Origin of the sequence: Klebsiella sp. CTHL.F3a (genome assembly GCF_019890895.1) — a bacterium.
GTDB lineage: Bacteria > Pseudomonadota > Gammaproteobacteria > Enterobacterales > Enterobacteriaceae > Klebsiella > Klebsiella grimontii.
Genome location: NZ_CP082360.1, coordinates 4,482,507 through 4,494,704 on the forward strand (window position 1 = coordinate 4,482,507; position 12,198 = coordinate 4,494,704).

Annotated in this window: 9 protein-coding genes and 5 pseudogenes; 6 read left to right on the forward strand and 8 right to left on the reverse strand. The window is 44.3% G+C overall.

What is annotated here, in order from left to right; genetic code table 11:
* Nucleotides 1–36: 36 nt before the first annotated feature.
* Nucleotides 37–1,137 carry an AarF/UbiB family protein gene (locus tag K7H21_RS21080; protein WP_142983362.1) on the reverse strand — a complete coding sequence of 367 codons (1,101 nt, stop codon included), beginning with the start codon at nucleotides 1,135–1,137 and terminating at the stop codon, nucleotides 37–39.
* Between the two features lie 982 nt (nucleotides 1,138–2,119).
* On the opposite strand from K7H21_RS21080, the gene K7H21_RS21085 reads away from it, so the two are divergent.
* From K7H21_RS21085 to K7H21_RS29075, 3 genes and pseudogenes are all read left to right on the forward strand, one after another.
* A complete protein-coding gene (locus K7H21_RS21085; protein ID WP_223035327.1) occupies nucleotides 2,120–2,653 on the forward strand; it encodes a DUF2975 domain-containing protein in 534 nt (177 codons plus the stop codon).
* Between the two features lies 1 nt (nucleotide 2,654).
* Complete coding sequence (locus tag K7H21_RS21090) at nucleotides 2,655–2,864, forward strand: helix-turn-helix domain-containing protein (protein WP_223035328.1); 210 nt, start codon at nucleotides 2,655–2,657, stop codon at nucleotides 2,862–2,864.
* Nucleotides 2,865–3,228: 364 nt separating this feature from the next.
* Nucleotides 3,229–3,891: pseudogene (locus K7H21_RS29075) on the forward strand (ATP-grasp fold amidoligase family protein).
* A gap of 13 nt (nucleotides 3,892–3,904) precedes the next feature.
* Here the strand turns inward: K7H21_RS29075 and K7H21_RS21105 are convergent.
* The 3 pseudogenes from K7H21_RS21105 to K7H21_RS21115 form a co-directional block, all read right to left on the reverse strand.
* Nucleotides 3,905–4,432: pseudogene (locus K7H21_RS21105) on the reverse strand (IS3-like element ISEc14 family transposase); the annotation flags it as partial.
* Between the two features lie 2 nt (nucleotides 4,433–4,434).
* Nucleotides 4,435–4,916: pseudogene (locus K7H21_RS21110) on the reverse strand (transposase); the annotation flags it as partial.
* A gap of 78 nt (nucleotides 4,917–4,994) precedes the next feature.
* Nucleotides 4,995–5,333 (reverse strand): annotated as a pseudogene (locus K7H21_RS21115) (AAA family ATPase); the annotation flags it as partial.
* A gap of 484 nt (nucleotides 5,334–5,817) precedes the next feature.
* On the opposite strand from K7H21_RS21115, the pseudogene K7H21_RS29400 reads away from it, so the two are divergent.
* Nucleotides 5,818–5,947: pseudogene (locus K7H21_RS29400) on the forward strand (IS3 family transposase); the annotation flags it as partial.
* A gap of 201 nt (nucleotides 5,948–6,148) precedes the next feature.
* Here K7H21_RS29400 and K7H21_RS21120 read toward each other — a convergent pair.
* The 3 genes from K7H21_RS21120 to K7H21_RS21130 all read right to left on the reverse strand — a co-directional run bounded on the left by K7H21_RS21120 (nucleotide 6,149) and on the right by K7H21_RS21130 (nucleotide 8,598).
* Entirely contained in the window at nucleotides 6,149–6,538 is a 390-nt protein-coding gene (locus tag K7H21_RS21120) for a diacylglycerol kinase (RefSeq protein WP_223035330.1), read from the reverse strand.
* Nucleotides 6,539–6,651: 113 nt separating this feature from the next.
* Nucleotides 6,652–7,806, reverse strand: coding sequence for a sensor histidine kinase (locus K7H21_RS21125; protein WP_228751062.1), 1,155 nt, complete (start codon nucleotides 7,804–7,806; stop codon nucleotides 6,652–6,654).
* Between the two features lie 96 nt (nucleotides 7,807–7,902).
* On the reverse strand, nucleotides 7,903–8,598 hold the full coding sequence (locus K7H21_RS21130; protein WP_223035332.1) for a response regulator transcription factor: 696 nt from the start codon (nucleotides 8,596–8,598) through the stop codon (nucleotides 7,903–7,905).
* Between the two features lie 99 nt (nucleotides 8,599–8,697).
* Between K7H21_RS21130 and K7H21_RS21135 the strand changes: the two genes are divergently transcribed.
* Nucleotides 8,698–10,401, forward strand: a complete 1,704-nt coding sequence (locus tag K7H21_RS21135) for an MCR-8 family phosphoethanolamine--lipid A transferase (RefSeq protein ID WP_223035333.1) — start codon at nucleotides 8,698–8,700, stop codon at nucleotides 10,399–10,401.
* A 106-nt stretch (nucleotides 10,402–10,507) separates the two neighbouring features.
* Nucleotides 10,508–11,398 (forward strand): ATP-grasp fold amidoligase family protein, encoded by an 891-nt coding sequence (locus K7H21_RS21140; RefSeq protein WP_223035334.1) that lies wholly within the window; start codon nucleotides 10,508–10,510, stop codon nucleotides 11,396–11,398.
* Nucleotides 11,399–11,706: 308 nt separating this feature from the next.
* Here K7H21_RS21140 and K7H21_RS21145 read toward each other — a convergent pair whose 3' ends face one another.
* A complete protein-coding gene (locus tag K7H21_RS21145) occupies nucleotides 11,707–12,180 on the reverse strand; it encodes a GyrI-like domain-containing protein (RefSeq protein WP_223035335.1) in 474 nt (157 codons plus the stop codon).
* Nucleotides 12,181–12,198 lie beyond the last annotated feature (18 nt).

The following is a 12,198-nucleotide window of genomic DNA, read 5'->3' on the forward strand; positions in this document are numbered from 1 at the left end:
CTAGAGCACGAAGCAGAAGCAGGGGCGCGAGCGTAGCTAACCTGCCGTGGAGGCGTTCAGCAGGTACCGCTGCGCCTGTTGCCGCTTCTGCGCATAGTTGCTGAGCAGCACTTGCTTTGATTTCCCTTCGTTGTCGTAAAACAGGCCGCCTTTATCGGCGATAAAGCGATAATGGTGTTCAATCTGGTTTATAACCCAGTCAATGCGTTGCAAGGTGAGCAAGGTACAAGACTGGCCATGCAGATCGTCTTCGATATCCAGTACGTGGGAGCGGAAGGCCTCCAGGGCAAATAACTGGCTCAGCGCGGCAGGGTCCGCCAGCGCTGATTCCCAGCGTGCCGTTATCTGCTGAAAATGAGCCTGCACCTGCGGGGCAGCCCACCGGGCGCGTAGCCAGGTGAGCTTACGCCGGTAGCTTTCAACCGCTAGTCGCTTCAAATCGCGATAGTGCGACAGCTGCTGCTCCGCGCCGGGGACCTGGGTCATCAGCCAGTTAAAAAAGAAGCGGGTCTCAAAGCGCTCGACAAAGTGAAAAAGGGGATCGGCCAGACCGTTGCTGTTGAATTCCCTGAGCGGATCGAAGGGATACATATAGCCAAAATCGAATAGCCACAGATGCTCCTCCCGGTCCACCAACAGATTTCCATTACAAAGATCCCACTCCATCAACCCCTGTTCTTCGCAAGCTTCAAGGGTAGTAAATAGCTGGGCGATCAGCGACGGGGTCAGTTGGTGAATCAGCTCGCCATCGATCCACGGAGAGAGAAGAATGCCGAGACGATAATCAGCATACAGCGTTGGGACGATGTGGGCGAAGCTCGGGGCGGTGACAGGGTTATCCTTCAGCCGCTGCAATGCCTGCCGGCTCTGCACTTCATTTAAAAACGACAGCTGGCCGTTAAGGTTGGCAACGCCAGCGACAGCGCGTCGTTTTTTTAAATTATACTCCTCACAGTCGATGCGCAACCGGTAAACCTCACCGGTCAGGCCAGAACCGTATACCTGCACCACATACGGTGAATCGGGGCCCAGCGCGGCGAGGGTCTCCGGTGGCAGCGGGCAGTGGCTGACGTCGCCTACAATAAGGGCTTCTCCGCTGCGGTCAAACGCCTGCTGTTGCTGTTGTCTGAGGTTCATGGTGTCTCCGGGAATCTTTCGGCATCGAGAACGTACCGCGCTATAACACCTGAAAGCGGTAGTAAAAACATCCTTCCTCCGACTGCCTTTTCAGGCTGAGCGGTGGCGCACCAGCGGAGGAAGCCTGGGGCGTAGGGAAGTGGTCGGGACAGATGTTGTCAGCCTCGGTGGGTTTTAGCAGCCTGTTTATTCGCCTCATAGCGCTTCACTGCTCTTGACCCTTTTTTTTACTCTAGCTCGTAATGTAAGCTTCCATAGCAATAATTGTTCCAGGCTCGAATTGTCGAACGGTATCCTGCAATCTGGAACGTGAGATTTTTTTATTCCATGCGACGGAGCCATCATTCATCCAGACGCAAACCTGAAAAACAGATTTGGCAATATTGATACCAACAACCCTGATCGTGTTCATATGATGTTACTCCCGGATTAATGCAGTCAGTAAAAGTATGGCACTGACTACTTTAGGAAGGGCGTCCATCACATCACTACAAAAGACAGCCGTGGTGATTTTGTCTGATACGGCATGGCCTGTGATAACACCGGCAATTCGTTTATTGCTGATTCAGCCGACTCACGAATAATCTTACACCGGAATATAAAATGAACTGGATTGATTTGTTGTGGATGATATTAACCTTATACTCCGGATTTTCTTTATGATCAGGCGACGCCTGATCATAAAGAAAATAAATGTCCTGAACTATATGCTGTTCAGCACCCTGATTATCTATACTTCAGAAACATTACAGACCATCACACATATGTCGTCATCCGGGTATATTCTCCATATGATAACCTATACGGCACAGGCTACCTTACTGGCGTATGGTATATATTGCTCATGGCCAAACCCATGGTTTGCAGAACAGCAAGGACGACGGTTGTCCGGAATTATCCCCGGTGTTAGCCTTTGCCTCATTCTTATGTCATGCTTGATGATCATCATTTTCGTCTGAAACTAGGTTCAGGAAGGCCGCTCATGCACACTGTTCGAACAAACATCCGGTTAACATTAATGTCAGCCCTTCTCGCCGTCATGCTGGTATTGTTGATCGTTACTCCGGTCTGGATTTTTCTCTCGGGAAAACAGATCTTTATCCAGACGGTCCTAGATATTGCCGAGATGCCTCTGGCTGACAGGATCAATGTCACCCCGTCATCAGGATACCTGTTGCTGGCCCTTGTCGTGTTGTATATGCCAGTGCTGATTTTTTCGTACTGTCTGTGGTATGGCATCAAAATCGTCAGTCATGTCCGTGACGGACATCTTCTTGATCGGGTATTAGCGCTGAGAGTGAAAAAAATTGCCATTGCCATGACAGCCATCGGGGTAATGTTACCACTCTGCCGCTTCCTGTTCCCTGTCCTGATATACGCTGAAAGTGAGTATTTTCAGATAATCATTGATATTGGCGACATCACATGTGTATTGATCGGAGGGCTGCTTTATGTGACGTTCCAGTCGATGCTGACAGGGATAAAAGCGAAGGAAGAAGTCGAGGAGTTTATCTGATATGCCTGTTATCGTTCACCTGGACAAGTTGCTGGTTGACAGAAAAATCACCTCCAGAGCACTGGCAGCGTATGTCGGGATCACAGAACAAAATCTTTCCCTTCTGAAATCAGGGAAAGTCAAAGGCATCAGATTTGAAACCCTGTCGAAAATCTGTGAAGCCCTGAACTGCCAGCCTGGTGACATACTGGAATTCAGAGACAAAGAATAACGGTACTTTACCCCTGTTCCATACCATGAATGTCAGAGTCAACCATTAAGGGAGGCTCTAACATTATGCATTTCTGTCAGGGGAAAACCTGAATAAGAAAAATACCCGATAACAATATAATAAATCATTGACTATTAATCACAGCCACCAGTCATTTTGTTAATGATGGGAGTTTCGTCGTTCCATGGAGTGAATCATGTTTACGTTAAAAAACGTCTTAAAATATATCAAATATAAAGTAAAAACAATCAGATTTTATATTGTGAGTGATGCCTGCTTTCATGCTGGCAGGCTTTGTAAAATATATGGAGGTCATGTTAACATTGAAAACCCCGTCACGCTAAGTGAAAAAATATGCCATAGCATGATCCATGATCATAATCCAATATATACACTTATCGCCGATAAACTAGCCGTCCGGAATTATGTTTATTTACACACAGATAAAATAAAAACAGTGCCATTACTGGGCGTTTACTCTTCTTTTGATGAGATAGATTTTAACAGCCTGCCGGACCAGTTTGTGTTGAAATACAACCACGACAGCGGCAGTACCATCATCTGCAACAACAAACAATCTTTTAATGTTTCAGAAGCCAGAGTCAGACTAACGATGGCGTTAAACAGCAATATGTATTGCAGCCCCCGTGAATGACAGTATAAAAATATCAGACCCACCATTCTTTGTGAGGAGTACATCGACCTGTTTTATCGCCGGGACAGAAAGGTGACGCCAGAAGTATTACGACTCCATTGTTTTCATGGTGTGGCACGTTTTATTGAAGCAGATTTCACGGACGCTGCAGGAAATGAATACATCAATGTGTATAACATTCACTGGCAGCGCCAGCCTTTTACGATGGAGTTCCCTGACACACCCTATGAGGTCCCGGAGCCTGAGTTATTGTCTCAGGCCGTATCCGCCTCTCAGGAGCTTTGCGGCCATATTGATTATTGCAGAGTCGATCTCATGCTGTTAAGTGATACGGTTTATTTTAGCGAAATTGGACTGACCCCACGCTCGTAGACAAATTCTGTCCTCACGGCGAGGCCTGTTCGAATGCCTCCGGACTGATGCCGCCGAGATGACTGTGGCGCCGGGCCCGGTTGTAGAACACTTCAATGTAATCGAAGATATCCGCCCGGGCCAGATCCCGGGTTTTATATATTCTCTTCCTGATGCGTTCTTTTTTCAGTGAACTGAAGAACGATTCGGCCACCGCATTATCCCAGCAGTTGCCACGCCGGCTCATACTGGGTGCCAGATTATTGGCCCGGCAGAACCGTTGCCAGTCGTCACTGCCGTACTGGCTGCCCTGGTCTGAGTGCACGATGACCTCGCCATCCGGTTTTCGCCGCCAGACGGCCATCATCAGCGCGTCGAGTGCCAGTTCGCGTGAGAGAGTGGGTTTCATCGACCAGCCGACTACATTACGGGCGAAGAGATCGATAACCACCGCCAGATACAACCATCCCTGCCAGGTGCGGATATAAGTAATATCGGTGACCCAGACCTGATTGGCCCGGGTAACAGTAAACTGCCGCTGCACGCGATTAGGGGCAACAACGCCTGCCGCCACAGAACCTGGAAAAGTTTTGGAAAACCGTACCGTGGGTATCGCTCTGCCACTGCCTGCAACGCGACAATAACGGGTTCGTCACGCGTGGTATCCGGACGGTAATGGTAAACCGTTCTGCTCAGGTTCAGACTCCGGCAGGCCTGACGGATACTGAGTCCAAATGTCGTTATCAGATGAGTGACCAGCTCACGCTTAAAGGCTGGTTTTAAAGCTTTTTTTCGATAACGTCTTTCAGCGCCCGGTTCTCAAGGCTCAGGTCGGCAAACATCTGTTTGAGACGCCGGTTCTCGTCCTCAAGATCCTTGATCTTTTTAATATCAGAAGCCTCCATACCGCCGTATCTGGACTTCCAGCTGTAGTAAGTGCCCTCAGAGATACCGGCCTCCCGGCAGACATCTTTAACGGTTCGTCCGGCTTCAACCGACTTAATCACAGCGATGATCTGATACTCAGTAAAACGGGCTTTACGCATAGCGATCTCCTTCGTTGGCAGATTGATTATGCCGGATGATCTCTATATGTGAATGGCTCGATTATGCGGGATACTTACAAGCCCATCAGCCTCAATGTCAGCGAGGTTCTGGCGACCATTCAAATCAGGATTATTACCGGCACTGAGAAATACATCAGCAGTAAGCACTGGTAACTGGTCTACTCGACGTTCCCCAGCGAGAAAGTGGTCAACTGCCGACCGTGATAACAGAGTTTCCATTCCAAGTGTTTCAACCCGGTGCCGACTGTCGCTGAGTACCAGATCTAACGCAAGGAGAATGCTGCTCTTTCCAGATTCATTATCCCCAATGAAGACATTACGGTCGGCAGAGAAAATCAGATCAAGAGCTGGAAATTTTTTGAAATTTTGCAAAATCAGTCGAGTGATCACGGGCATCATTTCTTCCTTTTCTTCGAGGGGAACGGTTTGTGCTACCTGAGTACAAAATAATCAAAAAATACTGATTGTTCATGAATTACCAACCGCGTCGGCAAGTTAACAGATACCTTGTTGTTGAAAACGACGTCCACCTTGGTTTAATTTTTTGATATTTGTCAACATAAAAGTTGATGAAACTTATACTAACAAATCAACTATCATAATGATTTATTGTGGTTTTTTTAACTTTGATGCAAATTGACAACAAAAACCAGATGGGAAAAGCGCCGCGCAGAGGAAAACTGTTAATCACACCGTCAGAATGGGATACCATGCTGGGAAATTTGTGGCGATACCCTCCCATGTAGCAAACCATGAGAGCTGGAATTGCTTGCCAGGACTGAACAGGTCATCTGACCGCAACGTTTCCCTTTATAACTGAATGCGCTGACAGCATAGACTGGCCCCATGAATCTCCAGACAGTTGGTATCACTTAAGTTAGTGATAGTGTTAATACTAGTTTTTAGACTAGTCGTTGGAGTCCGGATGGTTGATGTTTTAGATCCAGAAAAATGCATACGGCGTAGCCTTTCAGTACAAAATTTTCATTCTTCAACTGTACTTTAAACCGGTATGCTTAGCATTCATAGATTAGTCTCTTCACTGCTTGATTTATACGCCAAACAGGCCAATATCAGTTCCTGCACCTGTTAGAAATTCATCATATCCTTTAAATGATACTCTTTCACATCGCGTCTTATTTAAATAGTTAAGAAGAACGCTCCTGAAGGGGAAATCACCATTTTCCAGGTCATTGATGAAAATGTTATCATTAATATAATAGTACTCCCCAAACAATCGCAACAGTTATCAGCGAAAATGTTTGCGCAGCGCTCCCCATATCCTTCGCTTTTTTAGACAGAGGATGAATCTCCAGAGAGATTCGGTCAATTGTAGCTTCTATAGCAGAGTTAAGTAATTCAACTAGCAGACTGATTAAACAAACTGCCAACATTAATGCTTGTTCTACAGGTTTAACATTTAGAAAGAAAGACACAATGATAAGCGCGCCATGTATAATAAGCAATTGACGAAATGCGGCTTCACTCCGAAATGCAGCAATAAAACCATCCCTGGAATATATAGCAGTACAGATAATCCGCTTCAACCCTGTCTTGGCATGAGGAAATTTCCTGTTTCTTTCCTGCTGTATTTGTTGCATGTATATCTCCTTATTCGAATTGATTTTCAGATTATCACTGAGTGAATGTCAGGATCTTGTTAAGACCCGAACTGATTATTCCTCAATACAATCAGTAAACCAGTGTATACCTATCAGCCATTACATGTTTCAAGTGCAAAACGGCAACCGTTCTCCGAACTTTCGACTGTCATACTCCAGTTCAGATGCTCCACAATCCGCTGAACAATGGATAAGCCAAGGCCTTCTCCATTTTCTTTTGCACTGTGTTGAAAACGTTTGAAATTATTCTCATCTATGTACGTCGGTAAACCAGGGCCTGTATCAGAAATAACTATATTTGTGCCATTAATCACCAGACAAACCTCACCTTCATTAGTGTACTGGCATGCATTACGTAGAAGGTTCCAGATAACGCTACGTACCAACTCTGCGTTACTAATGACATGAGGTGAATACGGCACATCAATCATTAATCTTATGGGTTTTTGTTCTAACCAGGGACGGCATCGTGCAGCACACTCCTCTATAATGGGACGTAAAGGTACTTTTGATCGTGGCAGTGTATGCGGATCGCGAGAGAGCAATAACAGACAACTTAGCTGTTGTTGCATTTCTTGTGTTGTTCGGAGGATCCGTTCGGCACTTATGATTAGATGGCTATCACAAGGTAGTTGGTGAGCAATTATCTCAGCCGCTCCGGATATAATCGCAAGAGGGGTTCGCAATTCATGACTTGCATCTCCGGCAAAACAGCGTTCACGCTGAAGAAAGCGCTCCAGATCTTCACTGTGCTTGTCAAATGCCCGAGAAAGAATACCAATCTCATCTTTTGCATCAAGGAAAGGTAACGGTTTTTCCTTGCGTTGAACTATCTCAGCCAGTTGCATTATGGGGATAGTTATTCGTGCTGAAGTTAGTCTACCAATCCAGAAAGCACAAAGAATACATATGATAATGATGAGTGGGCCAAAACCATCAATGATAACGTCTATGTACCACAGCTGTTTATAAGCTTGCAGCAAATAATAGCGTTGATTTTGAGACTCAAAAACATACAAGTGCTTGTTTTCAGAAGTTGTTAAACTGTGGTAGCCTGGTGCTAACAATCGTAATCTGTCAGGTACGGTCTGCGAATCATAGAATTGGCTATTTTCTGGTATTACCGGAGATAGCCCTCCTGCAAGTTCCGTCTCAATTCTGGATACATCATTGCGCAAGCTTTCTGATGCCGCATATGCTCGTAGGTCATCATAATCAAGCTGCTCTGCCACTATGATAATCACCATAGTAGTGATCATTAGTAATACAAATGAGACAGTGATCCGCGTGCGGAGTGTTAACTGTTGGAATATAGATTTCATGGCGGTCCGTTCACGTTATTTTTACTTACCTGAGGATGGTACGGTTTTCTGTAAGCGTACACCTACCCCACGTACCGTTTCTATCAGTGAGAATGTGAAGTTCTTGTCAACTCTCAGACGTAAATCATGGATATGTGTTCGCAAGGCGCCGCTCTCAGGAGGATCTTCTCCCCAGATCAGATACTCCATTTCTTTTTTTTTGACGACAGCGGGAGCGGCACGTACAAGACACATCAGCAATTTATGTGAGGTAGGGGTTAAAATAATTGATTGTCCCTGTCGCCATGCCTGAGGGATCCGAGAATCTACTCGCAAATCTTCCCATACAAGCGTCCCCTGGACCTGCCTCCCCTGCGCTCGTCTAACCAGAGATTTTATTCGGGCATCCAACTCGATTAATGAAAACGGTTTAATCAGATAATCATCAGCGCCGACGGCCAGTCCTTGCACACGATCGCAAACAGGGTCGCGGGCAGTTAACATCAACACCGGTACCGGGTTCTGGAACTCCTGGCGTAGTTTTCGGCATAGAGATAGGCCATCCAGACGAGGTAACATAAGGTCAAGCAAAATCGCATCATAATCATTTTGCGTTGCCATTTTCAGCCCAATAACTCCGTCCCGGGCATCATCAAGTACATAGCCTAATGGCTCAAAAAACGCGTAGAGATTAGCCACTAATTCGGGATTATCTTCGATAATAAGCAGGCGTGTCATAATCCTTGGAAACCTTAAAAATTGATGGGGGATCTTAACAAGATCCTGACATAGATTTTCAGATACTGCGTACGTTTTTTGAATCTTCAGGAATCGCGCATGTTCAAGTATCTTTTATCTTTCAAACTGAACCCGGTACAACGGACCTGGGCTGCAGCATTTTTTTTCACTACAATTGGCAACATAGCACTTTGGCAAACACTATGGATTAATGTAGATGTTCATAATATACATAATCTACTTTTTTTTGTCAGCCTGCCAATATTCCTTTTCTGCTTCCTAAGTATCTTACTTACACCAGTCATGGTTATTCCATATTTATGCAGACCTCTTCTTGTAGTACTTATTCTAATCAGTGCCTGCTGTAGTTATTTCATGATGAAATACAACATATTAATTGACCGCAGCATGGTGCAAAATTTTTTTGAGACTAATCAGGCTGAATTAACATCATATTTATCCGTTCCTTTTCTTTCTACTCTATTTCTACTTGGCATTATGCCAGCAATTATCCTAGCGTTACCTTCAACAGACATTAAGCGGAGAGCTTTTAGAATTGAATTGTGGTGGCTGGCGCATATTTGCATAGCTGTAGTCTTATTAACCATGGTAACCATGGTGTTTTATAAGGATTACGCATCTCTCATACGAAATAATATGCAGATTAAAGACCAAGCTTTACCTTTTAACTTTGTGCGTAATACTAATGGTTACCTTAAAAGAAAATACCAAGCATCTTCAACAACTCTACAAAGAGTGGGGGAGGATGCTGTACGTCCAATATATTCAAATGCTCCACCGAAACTGGTGGTTGTCGTCGTGGGCGAAACCGCCAGAGCACAGAATTTCCAACTGAATGGTTATTCGCGAGTAACCAATCCATATCTATCCAGACGACATGATGTTATCAGTTTCAAAAATGTGTCGTCATGCGGAACGGCTACCGCAATATCACTACCCTGCATGTTCTCGCGAATGTCTCGTAGCGAATACAATGAAATTCGTGCCGCGTCAGAAGAAAATTTGCTGGATATCCTTAAACGCACTGGTGTTGAGGTGCTATGGCGCAACAATAACAATGGTGGTTGTAAAGGAATCTGCAAGCGAGTACCCACAGATGATATGCCTGCAATGAAAGTAGTCGGTGAATGTGTTAACAAAGATGGTACATGCTTTGATGAGGTGTTATTACATCAACTCTCATCCCGAATTAATGCAATGCAGGGTGATGCGCTTATTGTTTTACATCAAATGGGCAGTCATGGACCAACATATTTTGAACGTTATCCGTCTGCAAGTAAAGTATTTAGCCCAACTTGTGACAGCAACCTGATCGAAAAATGCTCAAATAAAGAACTGATCAATACATACGACAATACGTTAGTTTATACCGATCCTATGCTGAGCAAAACCATTGAACTGTTGCAACATTATTCCGGGATGCGTGACGTAGCTATGATATATCTTTCTGACCATGGAGAATCGCTGGGGGAAAGAGGGATATATCTTCATGGCACCCCATATATTATTGCACCCAATGAACAAACACACATCCCGATGTTTATGTGGTTTTCGTCTTCATTCGCGCAACATTCCAGACTAAATCTGGTCTGCCTGACCAGTAATGCCGACAACCAATACAGTCATGATAATTTTTATCATTCAATACTTGGTCTCTTCAACGTAAAAACCAGTGTATATAAACCGGAGTTAGATATGTTTACTCTATGTCGACAATCTGATCGCACACCACTGACTTCTGCAGTTGTAAGAGAGAAAACAGACGGAATGGTTAGTAAATAAAATAAATTATCATTTTATTTATTTTTACCACCCTATAGCGTCCTATACAACACATGCTTCTTTAATAAAAACAAGGAGCAGCCATTGATATTCCCATGGAGATAAAATGATAAAGTTAAAACAGACTTTAAAATATTTTGAGTATCAAATTTTAAAAATAAGAAGTCTTATTATAAGCGATAGTTATTTTCTTTCAGCACGACTTAAAAGAATTTACGGATATAAACCTGATATCCGAAACCCCGTGACGCTCAATGAGAAGATATGCCATAGATTAATATATAATCGTGACCCGTTATTTACTTCACTGGCAGATAAACTGGCTGTGCGAAAACACATTAGTTTACGTACAAATAAAGTAGAACTAGTTCCTCTTATCGGCGTTTATAATGATATCAGAGAGATAGAACCATGTGCTCTACCAAATAAATTTGTTATGAAGTGTAACCACGACAGTGGCAGTGTAATCATATGTCATGATAAAGAGACATTTGATTTTCCTATGGCAATGAAAAAGATAAATCATTGTTTACGTAAAAACATGTACTATAAAACAAGGGAATGGCAATACAAAAACATAAAGCCAGTAATTCTTTGCGAAAAATACATTGATATATACACCTCGCAGCGACGAGAAGTTACGCCTGAGATGTTGAGGGTTCATTGCTTTCACGGCACTGTCGGGTTTATTGAAGCAGATTATAGTGATGCAAAAGGGAACGAATATATCAATGTTTTTGACAGTTTCTGGAATTTGCAGCCGTTTAACATGGAATATCCAAATACACCGTATGTGGTACCTAAACCACGATTGTTACACCAGGCTGTTTTAGCATCCCAGGAATTGTCAGAAGGTATTGATTATTGTCGTGTGGACCTCATAGTATTAGAACAAAAAATTTACTTCAGCGAGATTACACTGAGTCCCCGGAGAGGAATGTTGATTATATCTCCAGTGCAATGGGACACCACGTTAGGTAGAATGTGGACATTGTGATATATGGAGTAAATATTGCACGGACGATTAATTTTTAACTCTGCAAACAACTCATCTCGCTTTTATGCTGAGCAGTGGTTATCTAAAGTTTGGATATAGAGAATTATTGTACGGTAAGCCTGTTTTTTGAACAGGCTTACCTATCGAAATCAGGGATTTGACCTTAATCGGATAACCTAAATGCGATATCGCAAGAGCGACAACTTAAAAGCGATAGCCGCTGACGCAAAATCAATCCGTTATGAATCACGTTCGGTTAAATAATGCGCTTAACGTACATAAATTTCCGATATCCAAACTGCCCCCGGTTAGCGGTTTGAGGTCTTTGGTTCTACCGATTGCCAGATTTCAAGATCCCAGTTGCCATCACGAGCATCGCAAAGGTAGTTTTCGAAACAAACGCCGCGCGCAAGTTCGTAATCGCTGTTTTCAATCTCAACGTACAAATCGCTCCATGCTTTGGCGTAAGCACCGTCCCGCACAAGCGTATGCCACACGGCGTATAGCCCTCCCGGCACAATTTCTTCTCTGAATGCCGTTCCGGTAATGTCCACCTGTGTTTGTGCATCAACTGTAAGCGCGACATCGGCACGCAAGTCGGCAACACCCGTTTGCTCTGGATTATCCCAGTAAAACACCAGCGCTTCCCGGTAAATCAATCCCCGCTCCTGTGCCCAGCCAATTATTTGTTGAAAACCAACCGGTACCGTCTCGTTCCATGGGCCACCAACGCGCGCACATACGATGTTCCGGGGAAGCGCATTTTCAAACCGTAAACACATAAATCCTCCGCACCATTA

Coding starts and splice junctions, on each gene's coding strand:
- K7H21_RS21080 (WP_142983362.1), bottom strand. CDS start 1,137: ATGAACCTCAGACAACAGCAACAGCAGGCGTTTGACCGCAGCGGAGAA.
- K7H21_RS21085 (WP_223035327.1), top strand. CDS start 2,120: ATGCACACTGTTCGAACAAACATCCGGTTAACATTAATGTCAGCCCTT.
- K7H21_RS21090 (WP_223035328.1), top strand. CDS start 2,655: ATGCCTGTTATCGTTCACCTGGACAAGTTGCTGGTTGACAGAAAAATC.
- K7H21_RS21120 (WP_223035330.1), bottom strand. CDS start 6,538: ATGCAACAAATACAGCAGGAAAGAAACAGGAAATTTCCTCATGCCAAG.
- K7H21_RS21125 (WP_228751062.1), bottom strand. CDS start 7,806: ATGGTGATTATCATAGTGGCAGAGCAGCTTGATTATGATGACCTACGA.
- K7H21_RS21130 (WP_223035332.1), bottom strand. CDS start 8,598: ATGACACGCCTGCTTATTATCGAAGATAATCCCGAATTAGTGGCTAAT.
- K7H21_RS21135 (WP_223035333.1), top strand. CDS start 8,698: ATGTTCAAGTATCTTTTATCTTTCAAACTGAACCCGGTACAACGGACC.
- K7H21_RS21140 (WP_223035334.1), top strand. CDS start 10,508: ATGATAAAGTTAAAACAGACTTTAAAATATTTTGAGTATCAAATTTTA.
- K7H21_RS21145 (WP_223035335.1), bottom strand. CDS start 12,180: ATGTGTTTACGGTTTGAAAATGCGCTTCCCCGGAACATCGTATGTGCG.